This window comes from Gluconobacter sp. P1D12_c, assembly GCF_018812105.1.
GTDB classification, from domain to species: domain Bacteria; phylum Pseudomonadota; class Alphaproteobacteria; order Acetobacterales; family Acetobacteraceae; genus Gluconobacter; species Gluconobacter oxydans_A.
The window spans coordinates 1-572 of the sequence record NZ_JACSIQ010000210.1; the positions used below are offsets into that span (position 1 = coordinate 1).

Below are 572 nucleotides of genomic sequence, written 5' to 3' on the forward strand. Positions count from 1 at the left end.
GCTGTTTCAGGCTCTCTCTGTCTTCCTTGGCCCGTTTGGTCGCTGTGCGGGCAACTGTGGCGCTCTGAACGGCAGGTTCATAATGCTGCTGAACGGTCTGACTGATGCGTTTTGCCACCTGCTCAGGGTCTTCCACAACACGGGTAAAAATCCCCTTCTTGAGCACCTGCGGTTCTAGGTCAGCAGGGGTCAGGTTTTTGTGCTCGGGTGCGTCCCGTTCTAGCGCCCCGTAGTAGGTTTTCAGCTTGGTGTGGGTGGCCTTGCTTCCTTCGATGCCGCGTTCCAGTCCGACAGGGCGTCCCACAACTCGCGCAAAGTCGGTCTGCATCTCGTTCAGGGCCTTGGCACCACCGAGGAACCGGCGGCAATTCAGGCGGCCTGTATCGGGGTCTTTTGGCACCACGTAGGCCGACAGGTGCGGCGTTTTTTCGTCCCGGTGAATGATGGCAGCGATCACGTTGTCCTTGCCGTGCCGCTCCTGAATCCAGCGCAACGCCTCGTTCAAATAGGGGTCACGACACGAAAGTGTACTTTACGTACGCTTAGAGTGAACCCAACAAGAACGTTGAGGC

General features: G+C 57.9%; 1 protein-coding gene. It reads right to left on the minus strand.

The window, feature by feature from the left end:
- Positions 1-505: plasmid recombination protein (locus tag KP705_RS16380; protein WP_252348432.1), on the minus strand; the 505-nt coding region annotated here is incomplete at its 3' end.
- Between the last annotated feature and the right edge of the window lie 67 nt (positions 506-572).